Genomic DNA, 24,821 nt, shown 5'->3' on the forward strand with positions numbered 1-24,821 from the left:
ACGAGACATCGAGACCGCCAAGAAACCCTTGGTACTTGCCCGCCGACCTGATGGATCGACACACGGTCCGACCGCATCGTTCTTTTCGTCAATCTCGATCGGACTCATCCAACCGCTCTTCCGCCGACGTCGACTCCGCTCCCAATCATGAGTACTCGGCGGAGTCCGATCCTGACGCTGGCCAAGTCATCGATTCGATCTGCACGACCCCACGACCGACGGTGGTGGCTGACTGGGTGAAGTCATGTCGTTCGGTCTCGATCCGTTCTTCCCTAGGATCGCGTTGACAGCAGGCAGATTTCCCCAGGTCGTCACAGAACTCAAACAGACCCTCTCCGGACGATTGAGATGTCGCCAGCGCAATCAAGCAGGAAGCCAATCGGGAACATGGCCAAGTTCGAATTCGTGTCGATTTCATCCGTAATCTCGCAGGGCAAATGGATCAGACGTGCGGGTCCTTAGTTCCAATGATTCGGCCAGCATTGCACATTCATCCAGTACACACCAACTGATCGTCACCGTCGATACATTCGTCCCAAATAGTGTTTTCAAATCATTTCGTAAAAAAAGAATCCCGCCCGCTCGGCCGAAAGAAAGGCCCTTCCGTGGTCACTTTCATTCAATCAATCTGCCATCGGCTGTTACTTGAGCGGCGCGGTTAACGAACAACAACCGGGGCAGTAAGTTTCGACCCCGAAAGGCAAATTCTACCGAATGAGGAAGAATATGTTGCTTATCAATTGGTCATGCAATCTCGGTGACACTTTTCCGCTGCCTCAGCAATGCGGCGGAGCATGCCTCGGAAGACCATGGCGTGCAGCGGGTAGATTCCATACCAATAGGCAAGCCCGAGCACACCCACAGGATCGAAGATTGCTGTTTGGCGAATGGTGGAACCTGCTTCGCACGGTTGTACGTCAAATTCGAGCCAGGCTCGCCCCGGAACTTTCATCTCCGCCGTTAACCTCAATCGCCGATCTGGCTGGTAATCCTCGACACGCCACCAGTCCAAAACTTCACCTACCTGCACGTTTTCCGGGTCACGTCTGGCTCGGCGTCTCCCGACACCGCCACAGACCAGATCTATCCAGCCGCGGATCGTCCACAAAAAGTCAGCGTAGTACCAGCCTTGCTTTCCGCCGATTCGACGAATGGGTTGAAAGGCATTCTCGGGGGTGGCCGACACCGTGACCGAGCGTGAGTCGACAATCCGGTTTCCAAACCGGGTTCCGCCCCAAGTCATGACGCCTCTCGATGAGGAGAGAGCATCCGACCAGCGTGTATCAGCAAAGTCGCTGTCTTCGTTCGCCATGGCTCGCTTGATCGCCTCAGCTAAGTTCCGAGGCCGCACGGTGAACTCATCGGACGCCGATGTATTTTTGACGACGGTCGGGTTGCGAAGACTGTCGACTAGCTTTCGCCCGACGCGTGCATAGACGGGGGTAACCAATCCAAGCCAAAGACTCGACAGTCGCGGCGTCAACACGGGAACTGAAATGAACCATCGACGCAAGTTGCGTTGTTTCGCATACTCACCCATGATCTCGCCGTAGCTGACCTGGTCGGGGCCACCGATTTCAAAGATGCGGCTTTGGGTACCGTCCCAATCGAGTACCTCAACTAGGTACTGCAACAAGTCTTCGATCGCAATCGGCTGCGTTTGGACGCTCACCCACTTTGGGCAGATCATCACGGGAAGCCGTTGAACCAACGCTCGCACAAGTTCAAATGAAAGGCTTCCCGAGCCAATCACGATTGACGCCCGAAACTCAATCACTTGGCAACCGGAGTCCCGGAGTAACTCGCCTACTTCATGACGACTCCTCAGATGCGTTGACAGGTTTTCGTCGTCGTCACCCAGTCCGCCAAGGTAAATGATCCGTTTCACTCCAGCGTTGCGTGCGGCTTGGGCAAAGTTTTTCGCAGCATCGCGATCTTGTTGCTCGAACGCCCCCGGCGCCCCCATGGAATGAATGAGATAGTACGCTGTGTCAACATTCTCCAGAGCAGACGCTAACGAACCAGCGTCAAGCACGTCACCGCGGACGATCTCCGTGCCCTCTGCGACGCGAGGGGCGATATTCTCCGGACATCGTGCCATGCATCGCACGCGGAGAGATTGACGTCTCTCCAATAGTGGCAGCAAGCGACCACCCACATACCCGGTTGCGCCCGTCAACAGCACCAATGAGTTTTGTTCGTTCATACGTCGTGAACCTGTATATTTGACCAAAGGTTGTAACGGTCGGCTAATTTATCGAAGGCTTGATCCGTTGATATCAAGAGAGTGTCCGATACCAATTGACTAGCAAAAACCGCCGCAGCAGCAGCGGATCATAAACCAAAATCATCGGATTTTCGCCGCGACGAGCAGCAAAAGCGTCCAATCGGCAAATTGAAGGGCTTTCATCGAGGCCCCGTTCAATAGTTCCCTACCACAATCGCGAAGGCCACCCTGTGGACAGACGGCGATGGTCCTCCCGGACCGATTCCCAAATGGCAAGAACCGCCAAGCAGTCTCGATAGCAACAAGTTGGGGCCATTTTTGCGTAAGGCCATGCCAACAAAAAAATTGCCTACAATACGAAGCTATCTGAAGGAAAGGAAACTCCGAACATCGACCAGCGCCACGGCCTGCTCGATGAGACGCCATGAACCAACAACGATGCTTCGATTATCAATTCGACAAACAACTCACCATTCACTCAGCGGAAGAGCAAATGCAACCACGCATTCAAATGTTTTTGACACCGAGTTTGATCGTGGCCGCTTGGGTTGCCATGATTTCGACCGCCATGATTTCAACCGCCATGATTTCGATCAGTCATGCGGCGACTCCGCCACCGAATGTTCTTGTCATCATCGCGGATGACCTAGGTTACTCGGATGTGGGTTGCTATGGAGGCGAGATCGCGACGCCGAACCTGGACGGTCTGGCCGCTGGCGGATTGAGATTTACACAGTTCTATAACACCGCACGGTGCTGGCCCACGCGTTCGGCGCTGCTGACCGGTTACTACCCGCAGCAAATCCGCAGGGACGCAATGCCCGGTGCTACCAAAGGGTTTGGGGGTCGCGGAATACGTCCAACCTGGGCTCGAACGATAGCGGAATATTTGCGCCCGGCGGGTTACCGCAACTACCACTCTGGAAAATGGCACGTGGACGGCAAACCGACGGCGAATGGATTTGATCGCTCCGACGATGCCACGCTTGGCCCCGGATTCTTTGATTCGATCAAGCGAAAGAACCGTAATCCGGATTTCTACCGTACGACGGCGACCGCTGACCACGCGATTGAATGCTTGAAAGATCACGCAGCGAATTATTCAAAGAAACCGTTCTTTCAATATGTCGCCTTTCATGCTCCTCATTTCCCGCTACATGCGTTGCCCGAAGACATCAACCGTTATCGTGATCGCTACCTTCAAGGCTGGGATGTCCTGAGGGCAGAGCGACACGAGCGTCAGCGGAGGCTGGGAATCACCTCTGCGAAACTGTCTCCGTTGGAACCGAATGTTGGGCCACCGTACGCATTCCCGGATCAGATTGCGTTGCTCGGAACGGGCGAACTCAACCGGCCTTTGCCGTGGAAGGAGTTGACGGAAGAACAACAGCGTTTTCAGGCAACCAAGATGGCGATCCACGCGGCGATGATCGATAGGATGGACCGCGAAATCGGTCGGATTCTTAGCCAACTGCGTTCGATGGAAGCGATGGAGGACACACTGATCTTGTTCCTCTCCGACAATGGGGCGAGTGCCGAGATCATGGTGCGAGGCGAGGGGCATGACCCGTTGGCTGCACCGGGGTCTGCCGCGACCTATTTGTGCTTGGGACCGGGGTTTTCCAGCGCCGCGAATACTCCGTTTCGACGACATAAGACCTGGGTTCATGAAGGCGGAATCTCTACCCCATTCATCGTTCACTGGCCAAAAGGCATCGCGGCCAGAAACGAGTTTCGATCCACATTGGCCCACGTCATCGACATAGCACCAACGGTCTTGGATCTCGCCGGAGTTGAACGCCGAAACATCCACGGGCCTCCGATCAGTGGCAAGAACTTGAAGCACGCATTTTTGAGCGACAAAGTGGCATTGCACGAAGAACTTTGGTTCTACCACGAAGGCAACCGCGCCCTGCGGAAAGGCGATTGGAAGATTGTCCATTCCAATGCTTCTCGCGAGTTTCCATGGGCACAGTCCAAGGCAGCTGCCAACGAGACGGACGATGTGATTTGGTCTCTATACAACCTTGCCGACGACCGCGCCGAACAAAACGACCTCGCGTCAGCCCAACCCGAACGCGTGAAGGCCATGGAGTCTCGTTGGACCAAAATGCGAGACCAGTTCCTTCGCGATGTGACGCGTGAAGAGGACTAAAAACATTGGTCCATAGGAACAGGTCACAGAGTTATCGATAGTCACGATGCTGGGAACAGACAATTTGGCGATTCTCACATTCCCGGAAAGCTTCATGACGGCCAAGTTCGCCGCGGCGGCAGAGCGTCCCAGCATCGTCATGATCATGAGGGACAACATGAGGCTTTCCAGCATCGGATGTAAGCGTTCTTGATTGCAGACAAGCCAAGCGAAACAATCTGGCAGCTCATTTCGCTGAGTTCAATCGAAATCGCGGAACCGCCTCCTCCGGTCTCGGACCAATCATTTCTGCGATGCGTTTCGGCAAACTTGACGATCACCGAATCAACCTGTTTCGGTGTGTACCCGCCCTGTCAAACGGACACCGTTCCCAATATCGATGCCTATCTGTCCGCACTGATTTCCCCAAATTTGTCAAGTTTCCAACACTCGGTATGCTGATCCACTGAAGCATCTTATTGTGTTATAATCATAACTTATTAAAAGGCGGTCCCCCGGTCGAGCCGACTCCTTCAAAACAGTGGACATCGCAAAGTCACACGAATAATAGCACTCTGATCGTTCGTGGCTTGGCGTCTTCACGGTTGAAGCGTTCGTTGACTGCCTCATTGTTCATATCCCCCCGCCAAACGTCCCACCCATCCTAGAATCAATGCGATGAAAACTCTTTTTGCAGGCCTAGCTTTTCTGATAGCCGGGCAGTGCTTCGCCGATACGAGTTTGATTCGCATTGATGGCAGCCCCCACGCGAAAATGCAAAATGTGGGACTGAATGAAGTCACTATCACGGGCGGATTCTGGAGGGATCGACAAGAGGTCAACCGCAAGGTTTCTTTGCAAGTGCTTTGGGAGAGAGCAACGAATGAAAAAGACGGTTACGCCCTGAAAAACTTTCAGATCGCCGCGGGATTGAAGCAAGGCAAACACCAAGGCGTGGCGTGGGAGGATGCGTGGGTCTACAAGTGGATTGAAGCTGCCTGCTATGTGTACGCCTCGACGGGTGACCAGACGCTCTTGCGTCGGATGGATTCTATCGTTCCGATCATTGCTGGGGCACAAGAGGATGACGGCTACCTCGCAACTCAGGTGACTGCGGGTAGGTTCACGCAGCGCTGGATCCAACCGGACAACCATGAACTCTATAACATGGGTCACCTTTTCGCTGCCGCCGCAGTCCATCACCGCTTTACGGGAAAAACCGAACTTGTCGACGTTGCCAATCGGGCCGCGTCTTTCTGCCTGCAACAATTCAAGGAACACGCCGATGTGATGTGGGAATACCCGCTCAATCCATCGATCATCATGGGGGCTGTGGAACTCTATCGTGCCACTGGAAATCAGGATGCCCTCGACTTGGCACGTCACATCGTCAACTTGCGAGGTTCAACTTACAAAGGGAACGCGAATTTTCCCAACTGGGGTCGGCCACCGTGGGGACCGATCGATAACTATCAGGGCGGTCGAGATCTGTACCAGAATTTCATTCCGCTACGGCGTGAAAAAGAAGTCGTCGGACACGCGGTTTTCTTCACCTATCTGTATGCCGGCGCGACCGACGTGTATATGGAAACAGGTGACAAGTCACTACTGGTTGCACTAGAGCGGCTATGGGCTGACCTGACGGAGAAGAAGATGTACATCACCGGCGGCGTGAGCCCTGTTCACAAAGGATCGGTCACACGCAGTTTCGTCGAAGGCGAGCGGCAGGTTTGTCGCTGGGAACCTATTCACGAAGGAATCACCACGCCGTACGATTTGCCCAATCACAATGCCTACAACGAAACCTGTGGGATGGTCGGTAACATGATGTGGAATTGGCGCATGCTACAGGCTACCGGCGATGCACGCTACGCTGAGATCATGGAGCTGAGTTGGTACAACTCGATTCTTTCCGGCGTCGAGCTTGACGGCGCACAATGGTCGTACACCAATCCGTTGCGCTGGCATGGCAAGGAACATGAACTCTGGAGCCATGACTACCACGAACGTCATGTGCCGGGATTAAGGCATATTTGCTGCCCGACCAATGTCTTGCGTCACGTCGCAGCCTATCAGGGCTATCTCTTCTCGACCTCCGAAGACACGCTTTGGCTGCATCATTACGCGGATTGTGATGCTAGTCTGAAAACGTTGGGGCTGAAGCTCAAAGAGACCACAAACTATCCATGGGACGGCAAGATCCAGCTGACGATTCAAGATGCTCCTGATCGTGCGCTCGCTTTGAAGTTGCGGATTCCAGCCTGGGCGAACAAGGCATCCATCCAGGTCAATGGCAAGTCGATGTCGCTTGCAACGAAGCCTGGCAGCTATGCCAAGGTTGCGAGAGAGTGGAAAGCGGGCGATACAATCGAGCTCAACCTGGAAATGAAGACGCGTCTGTTGGCGGGCCATCCACGTACCGAACAGTTCCGCAATCAGGTTGCCGTCAAACGAGGCCCGGTTGTCTACTGCCTTGAGTCGAACGATGTCAAAGGCGATGTCGCTTTCGAACAGATTGCGATGGATGCGGGCGCAATGTTTGAACCGGAGTTCCGATCGGACCTGCTTGGTGGAGTGACGGTGCTAAAGACAACTGCCAAAGCGATGCCGGATCCAGAAAAAGCAATTGTCGGCCAATACGTTGACATCACAGACCAGCGGATGGAGTCCGTGAACGTGGAATTGATTCCATACTACAGCTGGAATAACCGTGAAGAGCCGAAGATGAGCGTCTGGCTGCCGTTGGCACGATAACGAAATCCGTAAAAAACAACCCAAATATCGATGAGAAAATGCATGTACAAAATATTGTTGTGCGTTGGAATGATTGCGATGACAGGATCGGCCAGTGCAGAGGACGCCTACCTAGTCGACATGCACGCTAGCCCGCACGCGAAGATGCGTCCGATTGCTTTTGAGTCCGTCAACTGGACCGATGGCTTCTGGGCGGATCGCTACGATCAAACATGCAGCATCACTCTGCGCCGGCTTTGGCAACTGGCGGCTGATCCGGATGCAGGTCACGTGCTGGACAATTTTCGCGCCGCTGCTGGCGGGCAGGGCGAGCACGCGGGCACGGATTGGCAGGATGCGTGGCTCTATAAATGGATTGAGTCTGCTGCGAGTGTCTACGCGAAGAATCCTGATCCGTGGATCATGGAGCGGATGGATGAAGCAATCGAGTTGATCGCCGCAGCCCAGCAAGAAGACGGCTACATCGCCACACAGATTACGGCGAAGAAAAAAGAGCGTTTCACCAATCCTCGCGAGCATGAAGTTTACTCGATGGGGCATTTGCTGACCGCGGCGTGTATGCATCAACGCATTACGCGGAAAGATTCGCTGATGAAGATCGCTATCCGCAACGCTGATTTCTTGTGCGAAAACTTAGGCGAAAAAGTATGGCCTTCGTACGCGCACAATCCTTCGGCGATCATGGGATTGGTGGAGATGTATCGGCAGACTGGTCAGAAGAAATATCTCGACTGCGCGAAGCTGATCGTGGACAGCCGCGGAACGCGGCCAAAGCAAGGTGGGATCTTCAGCAAAGGTCCGGGGATCATCGGGACAGACTTGATTCAGGACCGCGTGCCGCTGCGAAGGTCGACGCAGGTCGTGGGGCACAACGTGTTCTTCACTTATCTTTTCGCCGGTGCAACGGATGTCTACATGGAAACCGGTGACAAGACTTTGCGGGAACCGCTGGATCGACTATGGCATGACCTGACACGGACAAAGATGTGTATCAACGGTGGCGTCAGTCCGGTGGGGCGTGGGTTGTCGCTTGGCAAGGACCCCGTGGTCGAAGCCGTGGGCGCTTCCTACGACCTACCGGCAGCCGACTCGTATAACGAAACCTGCGGCCAAATCGGTAACTTCATGTGGAATTTCCGCATGCTGGCGATTTCCGGTGATGCCAAGTACGCGGACCTAATGGAACTGGAACTCTACAATGGTTTTCTGGCTGGGATCGGGCTTGATGGTGAAAGCTGGTTCTATCGCAATTCGCTGCGTCTTGATCAGGACTATTCCGATCTGGTCGGTGGCCATAATTTCCTACCCCAGCGCGTACTGCCGGGACGCAAACGCATCTGCTGTCCGACGAATTTACTGCGAACGCTCGCGCAATTGCATACTTACCTTTACAGCATTGATGACCAGGGACTTTGGGTGCATCACTATGGCGGAAACACCTTTGAAGGAAAGCTGGCTGACGGCAGTGTGGTGAAGCTCACACAGGAAACGGCTTTTCCATGGAGTGGGAAAGTGGTTCTCAAGATAAAGTCAGTCGCATCATCCGATCCGTTTGCGATCCGTGTCCGAATTCCAGGTTGGGCGAGCGATGCGGCTGTGACGGTCAATGGAGAACCGGCAGCCAATACTCCAACGGCTGGCAGTTACCTCTATTTGAAACGCAAGTGGAATACCGGCGACCGCATCGAGCTAGATCTACCGATGGAGACGCGTTTGATGACCGCGCATCCAAAAGCAGAACAGCTGCGTAACCAGGTCGCGATCATGCATGGACCGCTGCTCTATTGCGTGGAATCAAAAGATGTGCCGAAGGACAAGGACATAAACAATGTTCGTATTCCAGCGGATATTGAATTAAAATCGGCTCCGGCTTCGGATTTACCCTTTGGTATTCAAGTCCTGGAAGGCAACGCGCTCTATCTTGATGAGCGTCCGTGGGATAACGAGTTGTACCGTCCGTTGAGTTCGACTTCCTTGACCGAGTTTCCAATCCGCATGATTCCGTACTTTGCGTGGGCCAACCGTGGCCCAGGCGGTATGACTGCCTGGCTTCCTTTGGAAGTGCAATAGTTTGATGCGATCTCGCCTGATCATTGTGGTTCGTTTTTCAATACTGATCGAGACAAAAGCTGAATACTGTGAGAGTTCTACCATGAGAAGACCTGCTTTCATCGTCATACAACTGTTGCTGTCTATTTTCGCGACAGGGATGGTTCAGGCGGAATCACAAAAGCCTAACGTGCTCTTTGTTGCGATCGACGACCTGAACGACTGGGTTGGCTGCTTTGGTGGCAATCCGCAAGTGAAGACGCCAAACCTCGATAAGCTTGCTGCCGAGGGCGGGTTGGTGATGACCAATGCGTACGCGCCGGCCACGGTCTGCTGTCCATCGCGATCGGCGTTGTTGACGGGAGTGCATGCTCACAAGACTGGTGTTTACGGCAACAAGAACAATTTGAAGAACGCCCCCAAGGCAAAGGACTTGGTGACCTTGCCCGAGTATTTCAGTCAGCACGGTTACCACGCGCTGTCGATGGGGAAGATCTTTCACAAACATCCGCTTCCCGGCGACACAGGGAACAAGAAGTCAGACGCGGGCCAGTGGGCTTTCGACGAGTATCACAAAACTCTTGGCGGCATCGGTCCGGCGAGTAAGAAAAGGCCCGTCAATGGTTTGCCCAATTTGCCCGGTGAGAAGGTTTCGTACCACTACCACGCGTTCGACTGGGGGCCAACGGCCGAGAACGATGAAACCAAAATGTTGGACTACAGGACTGCAAGTTGGGCCGCGGAACAATTGAAGACGCGCGACTTCGACGGCAAACCGTTCTTCATGGCGATCGGAATCAGCAAGCCGCACCTGACTTGGTACGTCCCGCAAAAATACTTCGACATGTATCCCTTGGATGAGATCGTGTTGCCAAAGACGTTAGCGACGGATTTGGATGATATCCTCGACCGCAATGGGAAACGAATCTATTCCCCAAGTGCGTCATGGCTGCGGGCCGAGAAATACGGCAAACACAAGGAAGCCGTGCAAGCGTACTTGGCCACGATCACTTTCGTGGATGACTGCATCGGCGTCTTGCTGGATGGACTTGCGGGCAGCAAACATGCCGACAACACCATCGTAATGCTGTGGGGCGATCATGGCTGGTTTCTGAGCGAGAAGCAGCGATACGGGAAGACTCAGCTGTGGCAAGAATCGTGCCGAGTTCCCCTGATGGTCAAGGTTCCCGGTGTTACACCAAAGAACAAACAGTGCATGGGCCTGGTGAACTTAATCGACATGTATCCGACGCTGGTTGAGCTTTGCGGTTTACCAGAAAACTCTGTGAACGACGGCCACAGTTTCGCTCCGCTGCTTCGCGATCCCAACATGCAGTGGAACCATCCGACACTAACCAATGGTTGTTTGCCCGGTTTCTACCGCGTCTACGACGGACGCTATAGCTATATCAGCAATCGTCAACGAGGCGCCGAGGAACTTTACGACCACCGTGATGACCCCATGGAGTGGACCAACCTGATCGGCAACTCGGAACACGACGGGATCAAGTCGCGTCTGAAGGCATTTGTCCCGAAAACCGACGAGCCAAAATCACCAGAAAACCCTGATTGAAAGCGAGCCTGCGTCCCTGCGTTGGGGCAGCGTTTTTTTTCAACAGGTTTAGGAGTATTCAACATGAGAAACGTGCTGCTGTGTATCGGGATTGCATTGGCGATGGCAACTGATGCGATGACAACCGATGTGATGACAACCGATGTGATGGGAGACGACGACTGGGTAACGGTCAAGCCGAACGAGTTTGAGGGAGCCATCAACAATCCACTCAAAGGATTCCGTGGCTATCACAGCGACGGGTACGGGCTGCTGCATCGTCAATACATCGGTTGGAACAGCATTGAACTCAGTGCCGATGACACCGTGGATCGCATCATCGCTCGCACCAACGAAATCACTCGGCACGGAAACAAGAGTTTTGGTGAACTGAATATCAAACTGGTTCCACGCGTGTACCTGGACTGGGACGGTACGCTGGGCACGGCGAAGCGTCCCAAGCAGCACTGGCCTGCTGACATGGCGGAATTCGATTACGACAGCCCCGAGTTCCAACAGCGTCTAAAGCGTCTGATCGCAAAGCTCGGAGAGGCATGGGACAACGATCCGCGCATCTTCGCGATCCAGATGGGATTGATCGGCTATTGGGGCGAACATCACACACCGGCGCCGACTAAATCACAGCGACGCCTAATGGTGGACGCGTTCAAAAAGGCGTTCAAGAACAAGCCGATTCTGGTCAGGCACACCGATGCGGAATTTATGGATACTGGGTTCGGGATCTACTATGACACTTTTGCCAATGTGAGCCGCGAGCCACCACACGGGGACAAACATCAGCTCCCCTGGCAGGCAACGCACGTGTATCCCGACATCTGGAAGCACGCGCCGATCGAGGGCGAAGTCGAATACAACTGGCAAAAAGAACGCAAAGACGCTGACCCTGAAGGGACCTTTGGGCGGACGCCCGATGAGACGATGACGGTGCCCGCCTATCGCCGATACATGATCGATAAGATCCGTCGCTATCACGCGACCTATCTCGGTTGGATCTCCAGCTACACGTCCGCCGATGCGACTGTGCTCAAAGGCGCTGGCGAAGTACAAAAGGCATTCGGTTATCGATTCGTGATCGACTCGCTGAATTACCCTGCGAAGTGCTTTCCCGGTGCGGATCTGTCTCTCAGGATGTCTGTTCGGAATACCGGCAGTGCGCCGTTCTACTTGAACTGGCCCGTGGCTGTTGCCCTTCTCGATCCGGTGACAAGAAAACCGGTATGGTCGGCGCCGCTTGACGGAATTGATGTTCGCAAGTGGCTTCCCGGTGAAGACTGGGACAGCGAAGCCGATGCCTATCGAACTACGGCAAAGCAGCACGATGCGCGGGGACGTACTGCGCTTCCTGTGGAACTGACGCCGGGTGAGTACATCCTCGCCATCGGGATCTTGGACCGTGAAGGCGGCATGGTACCGAGCGTTCGTTTTGCGATTCAGAACTACATCGCCGGGGGCTGGCATCCGTTCGGGGTCATCGGTGTCGGCGCGACACCGCGGGACACGGCGTTAAAGAATGTTGCCTTCGATAGCCCCGCTTTCGACCGCACGCTTACTTACCAAGTCCCAGCGGAACTTCTGGCCGTTCAGCCGCCGCCTGTGCCAAAGGTCACGCCCATGCCTCGTTGGCAGCCCGATCCAAAAGTGGAATTGATCAATCCGCGGCGTTATTGGGAACTGGTCAGGCGGTCTGACACCATCGAAAAACGAGTCAGCGAGGACGGCTCGCTCGACGGCCCTGATGCACGAAAAGTGCTCAGCGTGATAGGCGACTACGGCAGGGGAAGCAATCTCAACTACAGGTTCTTTAACCACGGCAAGCTCGATCCCGGCCATTATTGGTTTTCGTGTCGCGTCAAAGGCACGAAGGGGCAAACCGTGCGGTTCGATGTCGCCGATGGTTGGCGCGGTGTCATGAAAGGAGTCAACGTCCCCCTGTCATCGGAATGGCGCGAGCATGGGATTGAGTTTGACGTCAAGGAAGCGTTTGAGAACGAGACACGTCTGCGGTTTAGTCTTCCGACCGATTCGAGCGGCGAGTTCCACCTGACCGAACCTCACCTCAAAAGAATGGATGGAAAGTGAGAAGAGATACCATGACGAAGCTTGTGTTACGACTCGCATTGTCGGGGCTATGCCTTACTTCGACACAAGCTCTGGCAGCCAACATGGCAGAGGAAACGTTGGGTTCGGTTCGTGGCGATCCGAAAACCCGTACCAAGGAGAAAGGCTTCGCGACGACTCGATTCCATATGGGTGCTCGCGTAGTTGACGCAACCGCCTTCAGCAATCCAAGCAACCCAGTCCGGCCCCGTGGCGTCCCAATCACTTCGTCGTTCCCGCCTGGTGTTGTTACGGAAACGCCCATCGTTTTCGAGTGAAAGCGGAGCAGATTTTTGGACGCGTGTTCGCCATGCACCCTCGGTTTGCATCAACAGGTTGCTCAGCAAAATTGTGTTCCATTACAAGTACACCCTACTCAACCCCACGGGGAATAGGAACTTATGCGATGAGAGGTTTTCTTTATTTGATGGTCGGACTGTTCTTAGGAGACGTGGCACTGGCTGCGACCGGCGTTTTTGATGGAACGGACGCACGTACGGATGCGCTGATGCAACAGGCAGAGCAGTCGATTGACGAGATCCGCAAAGGGCAGTTGTCGTTGGAACTGATCGATGCGGAGGGAAAGCCAGTCGACGAATCCGTGCAAATCGAGCTTGTTGCCCATGATTTCGATTTTGGTACAGACCTGTTTGGTTTTCATAAACTCAGCGACGACAACCCTGCAAAGCTCACCGCGTTGAAAGCCATCGACGCGGTATTCAATACCGTCATCGTCTGTGACTATTGGCGTACAAACCAGTGGCAGTTTCAGGGAACACTCGACTGGGAATCTCCGGATGCTGGATTTGCGATTGCGGATCGGTTGGGCAAGCGCAGCCGCTACCACGCATTGCTGTTTGGATTTCCGCGTTGGTTACACCATTTTGAAACCGAAGAAGACCAGTGGCGAGCCATCGAGACCCGCATCCGGCATGTGGCTGAGCGATACGGCGACCGAATCCAAGAAGTGGATGTCATCAATGAGTTCATCAACTACCAGTACTGGCATCAGAATCCGCATGCCAAATACTTGAGGACAACCAAGTATCCGGATATGGCAAAGCCGGAAAACGGAGCCCGTGTGTTGGCTTTGGCCCGAAAGCACTTTCCGACGGCAAAGCTGGTCGTTTTGGAAGCCAACCTTTGGAGTGTTTCCAATCCCGTATTCCAAGAGATCTTTGAGTATCACAAGGAATTGATTCGCCTTGGCGCTCCCTATGATTACATCGGTTACCAAGCACACTACTATGCCGTTGGCGGAATGCCATTCGAACAAGGCACACCGAAGTTTGGGCCGCGAACCTTCATGATGGATGAGATCAATCGCGGCATCGAACAGATGGCTTCGCTTGGAAAACCGCTCGTCATCACGGAATTCAATCCGCCGTCTCGAAACAACAAGGTAAACAAACCCAATCAGCCTCGCATCAGCGACGAAGAGATTGCCGCCTGGGAATCCAACTTCTACACGCTGATGTTTTCAAAAGCCTACATGAAGGGACTTTCCCGTTGGTTCACGATCGACAATCTTGGCGGACGGGGATTGGATGCGGGAGTGGTCACCGAAGACGGCAAGCTAAAGCCGAATTACACTGCCCTGAGGCATTTGATCAAGGAGAAGTGGCACACACAATGGAAAGGAAACCTAGTCTCTGGGAAAGCCGCATTCGAGGGTTTCTACGGGACGTATCGTGTCCAGGTGGACGGATTCCAGGCAGCTACCGTTGATCTGACAGTCGACAGCCCGAACCAACGCATTCGCTTGATGCCTGAATGAACGAAAAATATCAACCAATCAGAAATTTTAAGAACAGATAAAAAGGTGTGATACATGCGTGGAAGCATTTGTTTTTTATTACTCATGAGTGTTGGTTTAACAGCCGAATGTGCCGATACTACGCAGCAACCCTTTCAAGCAAATTGGGAATCGTTAGACAAGTACGAAATTCCCGCATGGATGGCGGACAGCAAGTTCGGCATCTTCATACACTGGGGACCTTCCTGTGTTCCCGGGCATCATACGGACTGGTATCCGCGTTGGATGTATCAAGACAAGGTGCAACGACATCACAAAACGGGCGAAGTTTTAACAAACAAGGCTCATCCGTCTTACCTTTTTCACGTTAAGACTTTCGGTAACCCTGCCGACTTTGGATACAAGGATTTGTTCCCGCTGTTCAAGGCCGAACAATTCGACTCCAAGGCTTGGGTGGATCTGTTTGCTAAATCAGGAGCCAAGTACGTTATCCCTGTTGCGGAACATCATGACGGTTACGCCATGTACGATTCGTCCGTCACGCGTTGGAATTCTGTTCAAACTGGCCCGAAACGTGATCTGCTGGGCGAACTACGTGACGAGATCAAAAAGCAAGGACTCATCTTCGGCGTCTCATCCCATTATGCGTTCAACTGGCACTACTACCCGCAGCAGCCTCAATACGATACCGGCGATCCGGCCTATGCTGATCTGTACGCTCCGCAACATGAACCACTGAGTCCTGCCAGTGACAAATTCTTGGCGACTTGGTGGCTGCGGACCAAAGAAGTCATCGATCGGTATGAACCAGACATCCTTTGGTTCGATTTTGGTTTGGACTATGCCGAGTTTGCCCCCTACCACGCAAAGTTAGCCGCCTATTACTACAACCACGGCCGAAACCGCGGAGTGACAACGGTCCTGCAAAGCAAGAACCTCCAGTACCCTTCGTATCCCAAGGGTACGCACATGCTTGACTTGGAGCGAAGCAAGTCGGATGAAATGCTGGACGAACTCTGGCAAACAGATACTTCGGTCGGCAGTAATTCCTGGTTCTACTGTCGCGAATGGATTTCCAAGTCGTCCAACCTGCTGATCGACGATCTCGTTGACATCGTCAGTAAGAACGGTTGCCTGCTGCTAAACATTGGTCCCGACGCTGATGGTCGTATCCCTAAAGACCAAGCCAAAGTGCTGCTAGAAATTGGCCAGTGGCTTGATGTCAATGGCGAAGCGATCTACGGCACGCGTCCCTGGAAGGTGTACGGTGAGGGCCCTACCAAGGTCGCCACCGGTCATTTGAGTGAAGACAAAAACGAAAAGTTCACTTGCGACGACATTCGCTTTACAAAAAAAGGTGATACGATCTATGCCACCATCTTGCAGGCACCTGAAGGCAAGACACTTATTGGTTCGCTAAGTGCGTCCACTCACAGTGAGCTAGAAGGCATCCAATTCGTTTCCCTTCTCGGCTCCGATCAAATAATCGATTGGACCATGACGGACCATGGCCTGCAGATCGGCAATATCCTTGATCCACCGCTGCAGAGCGCAGTGGTGCTGAAGATCGAACTTGCGAAATCCAAGTAGGGAAATCCTACGCAATCCTATCCGACGAACAGAATAGAAATCATGAGAATTCTTTCAGCGATACTAGCCGTCACCATTTGCTTCAACGCTTGGGCAAAGGAAAAACAACCGAACATTATTTTCATCATGTCTGATGATCACGCCGCCCACGCGATTGGAGCCTATGGCGGCAGGTTCGCGGATTTGGATTTAACGCCCAATCTTGATCGATTAGCGGCACAGGGCATTCGTTTTGAAAACGCTTTCTGTAACAACTCCATTTGCACACCCAGCCGCGCCTCAATCATCACGGGCCAATACCCACAAACCAATGGCGTTCTCGATTTAGACATCCAGCTTGATCCCCAGAAACAATACCTGCCAAACGAACTACGACGACTTGGGTACAGCACGGCTGTGATTGGAAAATGGCACCTGCACATCGAACCAACAGCCTTTGATTACTACAAGGTGCTTCCGGGACAAGGAAAGTATTTCAATCCTGCCTTCCACGATAAGGGCAAAGGCCAATGGCCAAACAACAAAGTGCAAACCCAAGGGCACTCCACGGATGTGATTACGGATCTTTCCATTGAATACATCAAGGGATTGGACAAATCAAAGCCTTTCTTTTTGATGCATCACTATAAAGCCCCGCATGACATGTTTGAGTACGCTCCGCGCTATGAGGATTTTTTAGCAAAAACGGAAATCCCCGAACCGGCCAGTTTGTACTATCAACCAAATTGGGGATCGGCAGGTACGCGTGGTGAGGATGGGGCGCAAGAGCACTACATCGGCACATCAATCTCCGATCGGCATACCCATCGCAATTACAACGAGATGCTGCTCGACGGCAAGTTCGAAGGCCCCGAATCAGCGCACCAGGGATATCAAAAGTACCTGAAAGCCTACTTGCGTTGCGTCAAAGGAGTGGATGACAACCTAGGACGATTCTTTGATTTCCTCAAATCGGAAGGGCTCTGGGAGAACACGGTCATCCTTTATACCGGCGACCAGGGAATGATGCTGGGCGAGCACGACTTGCAAGACAAACGCTGGATGTACGAAGAATCGATGCGAATGCCTTTCATCGTGCACTATCCCAAAATGGTTAAACCGGGAATGGTCACGGATCTTCTTGTCAACAATACCGACTATGCACCCACGATGATTGAATTGGCTGGCGGCGATACGCCTGAGTACATGCAAGGAAGCAGCTTCATCAAAACACTTCAGGGAAAAGAAGAAACCGATTGGCGAATAGCCACATATTACCGCTACTGGATGCATATCATCCATCACTACGTTCCAGCGCATTTTGGCATCCGCACCAAGAATTACAAATTGCTGTTCTACTACGGCAAGCATTACCTGCCTGAGTCAGAGTTTGAAAAGTATTACTGGGCCAGCCAATATTATGGCATTGAAAAAGAGACGCCCCATACATGGGAGTTCTACGATCTAAAAAACGATCCACAAGAATTGCACAATCGATACAACGACCCCGCTTACAAAGAGACCATCGCTGAACTCAAGATAGAACTGAGAAAGCAGCGCAGCGAGCTTAACGAAACCGATGCCGACTATCCGGCCATCCAAGCCATCGTGGAAAAACACTGGGACGAATAATGCTCATTGGAGGCATGAAGCTGCACCATAACCAGCATCCATTGCTCCCAACGAATGAGCAACCGCGGTTTGGGCAAAAGGAGGATGGGTTATCGGTGCATGTGCTGTAGACGAACCTTCCGATTTCGCGCACGGCATACGGATCTAAAGCAGAGAGACGAGACTACGGTATCGCACCTCAAAACGGAACTGAACTTAACTTCAATTTTTGAATAAGACACCAAGAGCATTTAGGAACATGAAGATCCATTCAAGGTTTGGACAGAATTTATTCGCTTGCAGCATGGTAGTAATCTTGCTTGCACAGGGACACGCAATCGGTGCGGAACCTGGTCGTTGGACAATGTTGTCAGAGAATCCGGCAAACCACTGGCGAGATGCCTTTGTGACGGGAAACGGTCGGCACGGAACGATGGTGATGGGGCATCCTGGGAAGGAAACCGTCATCTGTGTCCACGAAGAACTGTTCGTCTCGGCCTGGGACCGGGATGTCGAGTCCGTGGCCGATATTGCCCACTTGCTTCCGGAGGTGCGAAAGCTGATTCGCGATGGAAAACCAGCCGATGCAGCAGAGTTGGCGGTTGAAGCCGTGCGGAAGCAAAATGAACCCCGAGGCGTTACGAATGACGGATGGCCAGTGGTCCCTCATCCCGCTTTCGATCTGGATATCCAATTCGAAAGTTCTGGCCCGGCGACGGATTACCAACGGCAACTCAACCTGGAAACCGGAGAGGCCTTTTCGCAGTGGGCGGATACGGCCAAGGGAGTCGAACAAAGAGTGTTTTCATCGCAAACACACAATCTCAACGTCGTGGAACTGCGTGCCACGGGAGATCAGAAACTAAATTTGGCACTTCGCTTGGCCGAAAGGCCGGGCCGCATCGACAAGAACAAACCGAAGCACCGGAACGTTGAGATGAATGGGGCCTTCAACTCCATTACCACGGACGCCGCCCCCGGATGGCTTTTCTACCACGCGGATTATGCGTTGGATCGCGGTGGCTACGAGGGTGTCGCTCGAGTCACCACCGTTGGGGGAACCACGGTGCAAGACGATGAGACTTTGCAGATCCAAGACGCGGATCGTGTCTTGATCCTGATCCGAATCCAACCACTGGAAGACGGCAAGGTCTCACAAAAGAAAATGATCCAACAGGAACTCAAAGCGTTGCCCAATGACTATGAGTCACTCCTGAAGCCGCATGCTGATAAACACGGAGAGATGTTCCGACGCGTGACGCTGGACCTTGGTTGCGAAAAGCAATGGCGCGAGGAATCGACCGAAAAGCTCCTCGCAGACATCCACACCAATGGCGTGACGCCTCGTTTCCTGGAAGCCATCCATGCGATGGGCCGCTACCTGCTGATTTCCACCAGCGGAAAGTACCCGGCTCCGCTGCAAGGTATTTGGGGAGCCGATTGGCGGGCCTCTTGGGGAGGAAGCTTTACGACCAATTCGAATGTGAACTTGGCGATCTCTTCGTTCGGAATGGGAAACCTTCCCGAGATCGCCGAGGGTTACTATGGTTACATCGAACGTCAACTGCCGGGTTGGCGTGCGAACGCGAAAAAATACCTAGGGTGTCGCGGCATACTCGCTTCTCTAAACATGGACCCTGAAACGGGTTATGAGACACATTTTCATGCCCAACACCCCGTTCTCTATTGGGTTGGAGGAACGGGGTGGAACATTCGGCCGCTTTATGACTTTGCTCTGCTTAGCGGCGATGATGCCTTCATGAAGGAAAAGGTCCTACCGCTCTATCTTGAACTCGGGCTCTTCTACGAAGATTACTTGGTCAAGGGAGAGGACGGGATCTACGACGTCATTCCCAGTCAATCACCAGAGAATGATCCGGGTGGAAAACGTGGCGAGCGGTTAACAGAAAACAGCACCTTCAGTGTGGCAGTGGCCCGTGAAACCTTTTCGATTCTTTTGGAGCTGGGCAAACAATTTGATCTTCCCGCGGATGACATTGCCAAGTGGAAAGAGATTCACGACCATCTGCCTGCCTACCGCATCAATCAAGATGGAGCCTTAGCCGAATGGATTCCCGAGCAATACAAGGATAACTATTCGCACCGTCACAACTCCCATCTGTATCCTGTTTATCCCGGGATGGAATTAGTGGAACCGACAGCGAATCCGGCACTGGATAAGGCCGTGCGAGTAGCCCTGGAAAAGCGATGTAACTTTGATACGACCTCAGCCCATGGGTTGATGCATGCTGCCTTGATGGCTTCTCGGCTTCGAGATGTGGAAAAGGTCCGCACGAACCTCGACCGGTTTTCCCGGCGTCAGTATCTCTCAGACAGTTTCGTCACTTCCCACAACCCCAACCACGGCGTCTATAACCTGGATGCGGCCCTAAGTCTGCCGCGTCTTCTGATGGAGATGCTGGTGTTTTCACGCCCCAGTTATATTCGATTGATGCCGGGCTGGCCGGAGGAATATGCCGATGGGACGATGACCGGCATATTGGTCCGTGGCGGACACAAGATCGATGTCACTTGGGCCGATGGGAAACTGAAATCGGCGGTTCTCTACGCGGGAAAGGATGGTCCCTGCGAGATCCATTATCGCGATGCCAGCCAGACGCTGGAGCTAAAGGCAGGAGAGATCTATCACATGGATGGATCGCTAGCGACATCGACCGCTTCGGCTCAGAACAACGTGGATGAAACACAGAAAAGCACCGCCGACACATTGGATCAAGATGCCGAACTTCGTGGCGACATCATTTACTCCACGGGTTTCGATACTGACGACTGGCTCGAGGACTGGGACCATGCAGGTCATCGCGATTCAATGAACATCGTTGACCCGAACGAGATCAATGGAATTCCGCCGCTCAAGCTGCACGGCAAATCAACTGGTAACGTGCTGCAGGTGACGATAGCCAAAGATGGGCATTATGGTTGTGGACCGCAATTCATGTTTGATCGACATTTAGGTTACCGGCCCAAAGAAATGTACGCCCGGTTCGATTGCTGCTTTGCCGAAGACTTCGTCGGCTATGGTGGCAAGGCGCCCGGTTGGGGCGGGACGGAAAAGTCAGGCTGGGGCGGCAAACCGTCGGACGGCTTTAATGGCTGGTCCGCGCGCGGCGGAATCCATACGAACCGCGACGGCACACTGGCCATGAGCTACTACACCTATCATGCACTGATGCCAGGCAAGTACGGCGACTCGTTTCGCTGGAGCGGTGATGCTGCGAAAATCGTACCGGGCCGTTGGTACTGTATTGAGCAGTACTGCAAGATCAACTCGCCCGGTGAAAGCGACGGTGTGCTACGTGCGTGGGTCGACGGGCGATTGGTGTTGGACAAGACCGACGTGCAGATGCGAAAGACAGATAAATTGGGGCTAAAGTTCTATTGGCTGAACTACTACTTCGGCGGCAAAGGGGTCTCATCGCAAGCACGGCACGTCTATCTCGATAACATGGCATTCGCCACCGACAACCGTCTGAATGCATTGGGGCAAAGCAAGACGGACAAGTAGCCATTCACCTTCGCACCGGCCAATCTTTCACTGACAAAAAACTGTTAAACTCGTCCAACATGAAACCTCGTGTGGCGGACAATTGATCGAGTCGAAACGATCCTCCATCCGGCATTTCTGAAACTGACAGGAGCCCTATCATGCGAAACCAACTTGCTGTCCTTCTGATCCTCGCAACCAATGCAATTGCCGTGCAGGTTGCTGATGGCCAAGTTGCATCCGATCGAATCGAGTCGATTGGACTATTCAAGAATGGGCTTGCCTACGTTACACGGGAAATTGAAATTGATCGGCGTGGCGAGTCAATCTTGGCCAAAGTTCCTCGCCCAGCCCACGGGTCGTTTTGGGTCGAATCGCCCGCCGGAATCCAGATCGATGTACGTGTAACCCAGTGTGAGATTCCGCCCGCGGAAGAAACCGTGCGTCTCGCAAACACCCTCGAAGGGTCCGAAGTCACAGCCTACTTCAAGGCTGAGGAACTGCCGGCCGTCTCAGGAACAATCACCCTGGTCGAGTCCGAGAACAAAACAGACGCCTCTCGTTTTAGCAGCAACTACGAAGCGGCTACTCAGCGATTCGGTTGGTATTCCTACCAACACAATCGAAACTTCAACCAACCTTTGGCGAGTCAGCCAACTCCGTTTCGTTGCCTTACGGTCAAGACCGAGGAGGGCCCCATCCTGCTCGAACCGGCCCTCATCTCGCACGTCGTCGCAAGGGGCAAGGACGGCTCAAGTGCGATCCTGTCCGGCAGCACATTGGCGACTCTCATCACAACTCCACAGAAGACACGTTGCCCGGCCATGGTCTTTGACGTGAAGGATCCCGGCTCCGCGAAAAAAATCACGCTCCACGTCTCGTATCTAACGAAGGGGATCGCCTGGGCACCGAGTTACAGGATTGACCTGAATGATAAAAAGAAGCTGACGCTTGTGCAAAAATCGATCATCAAAAACGAACTGGGGGATATCCGTGACGCCGAGTTTTTCCTGATCACCGGCTTCCCGTCGCTTGAGTTTAGCAGTGTCGTCTCGCCTCTCTCTTTGGAGACAACCTGGATCCAGTTCTTCGAACAACTTCGTGCAGCCAGCAATCCCAACAACGGTTCGCCGCATGTCATGACCCAGCAGGCCGTCATGCACAATTCTTATCAACCAACGGTGGCCTCACCAACCTTGCCGACCAATCCTTCTGGTGAAGGCCCTGACCTACACTACCACTCGATCGGTCGACGCTCGCTTGCATTGGGCGATTCGCTGACTGTCACACTCCCCGAAGTCGAAACCGACTACAGCCGGATCGTCCAATGGATCGTGCCCGACAACCGTGACCATCGCGGCCACATCCAGATCAATCGCAATGACGAGAACACAGAGAAGTGGCACGGCGTGGCGTGGGATTCGATTCAGTTCAAGAACCCGCTGGACCGTCCGATGACAACCGGACCTGCAATGGTCGTCACCGATGGCAAGGTTCTCGGTCAACGCACCAGCTACTTTGTCAGCCCAGGCGAACCGACCGTGCAACACATCACAAAGGCCTTGAGCATTCGCACCCTCACGAGCGAGCAGGAAGAGCCCGATACTCGCAAGGTCGTCTACATTGGCGGAAACGACTACCACGACGCTCATGTCAAAGGGTTGCTGACCGTACGCAACCAGCGCGCCGAAGAGATCGAACTCGTCATCCGCCGCCGCTTCTCCGGCAAAGTGCTCGAAGCAGACGAAGATCCAAAGTGCCACTTGCTAGCCGAAGGCGTCTATAGCATCAATCAACGGAACGAACTGATCTGGACTCTCAAACTCAAGCCGGGCGAAGAAAAGCTGTTCAACTACAAGTACAGCGTGCTGATTGATCGGTAAGCTAGACACGTACCCATACATTCAAAAAACTCAGCCGAGCATCGGAACTTGGTTAAGGCTAATCGAACCGATCGAAACATGCTTTCGATGCTAAACATTATTACTACAACACATACTGATGAAAAAACGAATCTCACTGTTGCTTTTCAGTCTCTTCGTCGCGACGACGATTCCCACATTAGCCCAGGAAGCGGATGAGACGCCGGATGCGTTCCAACCGAACTGGAAATCGCTGGAAGCTTATCAATGCCCCGAGTGGTTCCAGGACGCCAAATTCGGCATTTACGCCCACTGGGGACCCTATGTCGTTCCGGCCCATAAATCGGAGTGGTACTCGCACTACATGTACTTCAACTACCGCAAACGCCAAGAAGAAGTGTACGGCCCGTTGAAAGATTTTGGGTACAAAGACTTCATCCCCGATTTTACCGGTGAAAAATTTGACGCGCAAGAATGGGCCAAGCTCTACAAAAGAGCTGGTGCCAAATTTGCTGGCCCGGTCGCCGAACATGCTGATGGATTCACCATGTGGGACAGCGAACTGACCGAATGGGACTCGATGCAAATGGGGCCGAAACGCGACGTGGTCGGCGAATTGGAAAAGGCTGTCCGCGAACAGGGAATGAAGTTCGTCACGACGTTTCATCACCAATGGCTCTGGGGGTGGTATCCGACCTACGACGAAACGACTGACGCTTCGGATCCGAAATATTCGGGGCTCTACGGACCGAAAGTCGAAAAAGGCCAATTCACCAATACGGCCGTTCGCGATAAACCCTTCTGCCAACTTTGGCAAGAGAAAGTCGATGAGGTCGTTGAAAAATATCACCCCGACATGATCTGGTTCGATACCCGAACGAACTTGATCCAAGAGCCATATCGTTTGAAAATGGCAGCCAATTTTTATAACAGCGGGCTGGAAGATAATCGCGATGTCATTTTGACCTACAAGAACCAGGACATGATGCCGGGCACAGGCACGTTCAATATGGAACGAAGTCGAATGCGCGAGATCAATCCCGACCCTTGGCAAACCGACACGTCGATCGCCAGTAATTCTTGGGGATACGTCGAAGGGCTAAAATACTATAGCACTCAACGTTTGCTTCAGGATCTGGTCGACATCGTTTCGAAAAACGGCTGCGTCCTATTAAACATCGCGCCGCGAGCCGACGGCACGATCCCACAAGAGCAGGTCCGTCGACTACATGCGATGGGCGATTGGCTCAACATCAACGGTGAAGCGATCTACGCGACCCGGCCTTGGAAATCGTTCGGCGAAGGTCCAGCGATCATCCCGGAAGGACACCTGGCTGACTTGCACTTTGAAGGATTCAGTGCCGAAGACATTCGCTTCACACAATCGAAAGACGGCAAGTCGCTATATGTGATCTGTCTTGACATGCCCGAATCGGGCAAACTGATCGTCAAGTCGCTCGGTTCCGATGCCGGTCTGCTTGATAAGACGCCGCAAGCGGTTTCGCTGCTTGGCTCCGATGCTGAAATTGAATGGGAAAGCGACGGAGAAGCGATGACCTTCGTCTTCCCAGAACCATTGCCCTGCGATCATCTTTACGCCTTTAAGATTAAGCTGTAATCGTTCCCGATTACGACGCGCCGACATCGGCCATTGCTCTTTTCATCGGAAACGCCTCCAACACGA

The 24,821-nt window shown here is 53.2% G+C and carries 13 protein-coding genes; 12 read left to right on the forward strand and 1 reads right to left on the reverse strand.

Annotation, left to right across the window (positions count from 1 at the left end):
• Nucleotides 1-736: 736 nt before the first annotated feature.
• Nucleotides 737-2,206 (reverse strand): SDR family oxidoreductase, encoded by a 1,470-nt coding sequence (locus CA13_RS34025; RefSeq protein ID WP_146404720.1) that lies wholly within the window; start codon nt 2,204-2,206, stop codon nt 737-739.
• Nucleotides 2,207-2,795: 589 nt separating this feature from the next.
• Between CA13_RS34025 and CA13_RS34030 the strand changes: the two genes are divergently transcribed.
• The 12 genes from CA13_RS34030 (at nt 2,796) to CA13_RS34085 (ending at nt 24,755) form a co-directional block, all read left to right on the forward strand.
• Nucleotides 2,796-4,382 (forward strand): arylsulfatase, encoded by a 1,587-nt coding sequence (locus CA13_RS34030; RefSeq protein ID WP_419195341.1) that lies wholly within the window; start codon nt 2,796-2,798, stop codon nt 4,380-4,382.
• 657 nt (nt 4,383-5,039) lie between these two features.
• Nucleotides 5,040-7,115, forward strand: coding sequence for a glycoside hydrolase family 127 protein (locus CA13_RS34035; protein ID WP_146404722.1), 2,076 nt, complete (start codon nt 5,040-5,042; stop codon nt 7,113-7,115).
• A 30-nt stretch (nt 7,116-7,145) separates the two neighbouring features.
• Nucleotides 7,146-9,185, forward strand: coding sequence for a glycoside hydrolase family 127 protein (locus CA13_RS34040; protein ID WP_146404724.1), 2,040 nt, complete (start codon nt 7,146-7,148; stop codon nt 9,183-9,185).
• Between the two features lie 82 nt (nt 9,186-9,267).
• Nucleotides 9,268-10,737 carry a sulfatase gene (locus CA13_RS34045; RefSeq protein ID WP_146404726.1) on the forward strand — a complete coding sequence of 490 codons (1,470 nt, stop codon included), beginning with the start codon at nt 9,268-9,270 and terminating at the stop codon, nt 10,735-10,737.
• A gap of 63 nt (nt 10,738-10,800) precedes the next feature.
• Nucleotides 10,801-12,816, forward strand: a complete 2,016-nt coding sequence (locus CA13_RS34050) for a DUF4832 domain-containing protein (protein ID WP_146404728.1) — start codon at nt 10,801-10,803, stop codon at nt 12,814-12,816.
• Nucleotides 12,817-12,827: 11 nt separating this feature from the next.
• Entirely contained in the window at nt 12,828-13,112 is a 285-nt protein-coding gene (locus CA13_RS34055) for a hypothetical protein (protein WP_146404730.1), read from the forward strand.
• A gap of 128 nt (nt 13,113-13,240) precedes the next feature.
• A complete protein-coding gene (locus CA13_RS34060) occupies nt 13,241-14,611 on the forward strand; it encodes an endo-1,4-beta-xylanase (protein WP_419195328.1) in 1,371 nt (456 codons plus the stop codon).
• An 84-nt stretch (nt 14,612-14,695) separates the two neighbouring features.
• Entirely contained in the window at nt 14,696-16,180 is a 1,485-nt protein-coding gene (locus CA13_RS34065) for an alpha-L-fucosidase (protein ID WP_419195329.1), read from the forward strand.
• Between the two features lie 42 nt (nt 16,181-16,222).
• Nucleotides 16,223-17,791 carry a sulfatase family protein gene (locus tag CA13_RS34070; RefSeq protein WP_146404739.1) on the forward strand — a complete coding sequence of 523 codons (1,569 nt, stop codon included), beginning with the start codon at nt 16,223-16,225 and terminating at the stop codon, nt 17,789-17,791.
• A 238-nt stretch (nt 17,792-18,029) separates the two neighbouring features.
• Nucleotides 18,030-21,296, forward strand: coding sequence for a glycosyl hydrolase family 95 catalytic domain-containing protein (locus CA13_RS34075; protein WP_146404742.1), 3,267 nt, complete (start codon nt 18,030-18,032; stop codon nt 21,294-21,296).
• Nucleotides 21,297-21,436: 140 nt separating this feature from the next.
• Nucleotides 21,437-23,158, forward strand: a complete 1,722-nt coding sequence (locus CA13_RS34080) for a DUF4139 domain-containing protein (protein ID WP_146404744.1) — start codon at nt 21,437-21,439, stop codon at nt 23,156-23,158.
• 118 nt (nt 23,159-23,276) lie between these two features.
• The gene (locus tag CA13_RS34085; protein ID WP_146404747.1) at nt 23,277-24,755 is read left to right on the forward strand and encodes an alpha-L-fucosidase; all 1,479 of its coding nucleotides are present in this window, start codon (nt 23,277-23,279) and stop codon (nt 24,753-24,755) included.
• Nucleotides 24,756-24,821 lie beyond the last annotated feature (66 nt).

The sequence above is a fragment of the Novipirellula herctigrandis genome (assembly GCA_007859835.1).
Lineage (GTDB): Bacteria > Planctomycetota > Planctomycetia > Pirellulales > Pirellulaceae > Novipirellula_A > Novipirellula_A herctigrandis.

Excerpts from the sequence above, each read along its gene's own strand:
- CA13_RS34025 (WP_146404720.1), bottom strand. The coding sequence starts at position 2,206 with ATGAACGAACAAAACTCATTGGTGCTGTTGACGGGCGCAACCGGGTAT.
- CA13_RS34030 (WP_419195341.1), top strand. The coding sequence starts at position 2,796 with ATGATTTCAACCGCCATGATTTCGATCAGTCATGCGGCGACTCCGCCA.
- CA13_RS34035 (WP_146404722.1), top strand. The coding sequence starts at position 5,040 with ATGAAAACTCTTTTTGCAGGCCTAGCTTTTCTGATAGCCGGGCAGTGC.
- CA13_RS34040 (WP_146404724.1), top strand. The coding sequence starts at position 7,146 with ATGAGAAAATGCATGTACAAAATATTGTTGTGCGTTGGAATGATTGCG.
- CA13_RS34045 (WP_146404726.1), top strand. The coding sequence starts at position 9,268 with ATGAGAAGACCTGCTTTCATCGTCATACAACTGTTGCTGTCTATTTTC.
- CA13_RS34050 (WP_146404728.1), top strand. The coding sequence starts at position 10,801 with ATGAGAAACGTGCTGCTGTGTATCGGGATTGCATTGGCGATGGCAACT.
- CA13_RS34055 (WP_146404730.1), top strand. The coding sequence starts at position 12,828 with ATGACGAAGCTTGTGTTACGACTCGCATTGTCGGGGCTATGCCTTACT.
- CA13_RS34060 (WP_419195328.1), top strand. The coding sequence starts at position 13,241 with ATGAGAGGTTTTCTTTATTTGATGGTCGGACTGTTCTTAGGAGACGTG.
- CA13_RS34065 (WP_419195329.1), top strand. The coding sequence starts at position 14,696 with ATGAGTGTTGGTTTAACAGCCGAATGTGCCGATACTACGCAGCAACCC.
- CA13_RS34070 (WP_146404739.1), top strand. The coding sequence starts at position 16,223 with ATGAGAATTCTTTCAGCGATACTAGCCGTCACCATTTGCTTCAACGCT.
- CA13_RS34075 (WP_146404742.1), top strand. The coding sequence starts at position 18,030 with ATGAAGATCCATTCAAGGTTTGGACAGAATTTATTCGCTTGCAGCATG.
- CA13_RS34080 (WP_146404744.1), top strand. The coding sequence starts at position 21,437 with ATGCGAAACCAACTTGCTGTCCTTCTGATCCTCGCAACCAATGCAATT.
- CA13_RS34085 (WP_146404747.1), top strand. The coding sequence starts at position 23,277 with ATGAAAAAACGAATCTCACTGTTGCTTTTCAGTCTCTTCGTCGCGACG.